This is a genomic window from Cryobacterium sp. M91, assembly GCF_002929615.1.
Lineage (GTDB): Bacteria > Actinomycetota > Actinomycetes > Actinomycetales > Microbacteriaceae > Cryobacterium > Cryobacterium levicorallinum.
Genome location: NZ_PJJT01000010.1, coordinates 1 through 1,238 on the forward strand (window position 1 = coordinate 1; position 1,238 = coordinate 1,238).

Annotated in this window: 1 protein-coding gene; it reads left to right on the plus strand. The window is 62.8% G+C overall.

Annotation, left to right across the window (positions count from 1 at the left end; genetic code table 11):
• Positions 1 to 1,113, plus strand: a 1,113-nt coding sequence (locus tag CXY80_RS00075; RefSeq protein WP_104131112.1) for an IS256 family transposase, incomplete at its 5' end; no start/stop codon positions are given.
• Positions 1,114 to 1,238 lie beyond the last annotated feature (125 nt).

Genomic DNA, 1,238 nt, shown 5'->3' on the forward strand with positions numbered 1-1,238 from the left:
GGCGCCGCCCCGTTTGAACGTTCCGGCGACCGCACCACCTACCGCAACGGCACCCGGCCACGGACTTTAAGCACGACCGCCGGGGACCTCGATCTGAAGATCCCGAAGCTGCGTGCCGGGTCGTTCTTTCCCGCCCTGCTCGAGCGGCGCCGCCGCGTCGACCAGGCCCTGTTCGCCGTTGTAATGGAGGCCTATGTCCACGGCGTCTCGACCCGCAAAGTCGACGACCTGGTCAAAGCGCTCGGCGCCGATACTGGGATCTCCAAGTCGGAAGTGTCCCGGATCTGCGCCGGCCTCGACACGGAAGTAGCCGAGTTCCGAGACCGGCCCCTGGCCGCGCAGGACTTCCCCTACGTGTTCCTCGACGCCACGTACTGCAAAGCGCGGGTCGGGCACCGCATCGTGTCCCAGGCCATTGTCGTCGCGATCGGCGTCGCCGCAGACGGACGGCGGGAAGTCCTCGGGTTCGACGTGGGCGACAGCGAGAACGAGAGTTTCTGGACCAGCTTTCTCCGGTCGTTGAAGACTCGCGGTCTGGACGGGGTGAAGCTGGTCATGTCGGACGCCCACACCGGGCTGAAGAAGGCCATCGGGACGGTCTTCCAAAATGCCGGCTGGCAGAGGTGCCGGGTGCACTTCATGCGCAACGTCCTCGCCGTGGTCCCAAAAGGATCCCAAGAAATGGTCGCGTCGATCATCCGCACCATCTTCGCCCAGCCCGACCAAGACCACATCGAGAAGCAATTCCGCGAGGTCACCACGATGCTCGGCCGATCGCACCCGAAGGTCGCGTCGATGCTCACCGATGCCCAGCCCGACCTGCTAGCTTTCGCCGCATTCCCACGGCGTCACTGGCGACAGATTTGGTCGACAAACCCGTTGGAACGGGTCAACAAGGAGATTAAACGCCGGACCGACGTCGTCGGCGTCTTCCCCAACTCCGCCGCCCTACTGCGCCTGGCGGGTTCAGTCCTGATCGAGCAACACGACGAATGGGAAGCCGGCGAACGCCGCTACTTCTCCGAAGCTTCGATGCTCGAGCTGACCACCATGAACAACCCCGTCGAGGTCATCGATGAGGCGGTGATCCTCCCCGAACTCGCTGCCGCCTAAACTAAAACAACTGACCTGCACGGTGTTGAGAAACTCCACAGAGATACTGGATGTGACTCTGGTGCGGGGTGACTCAAAATTACACTGACTCCTTTCGAGGTTGTCTTTGAGTGGATCTGTCCGCC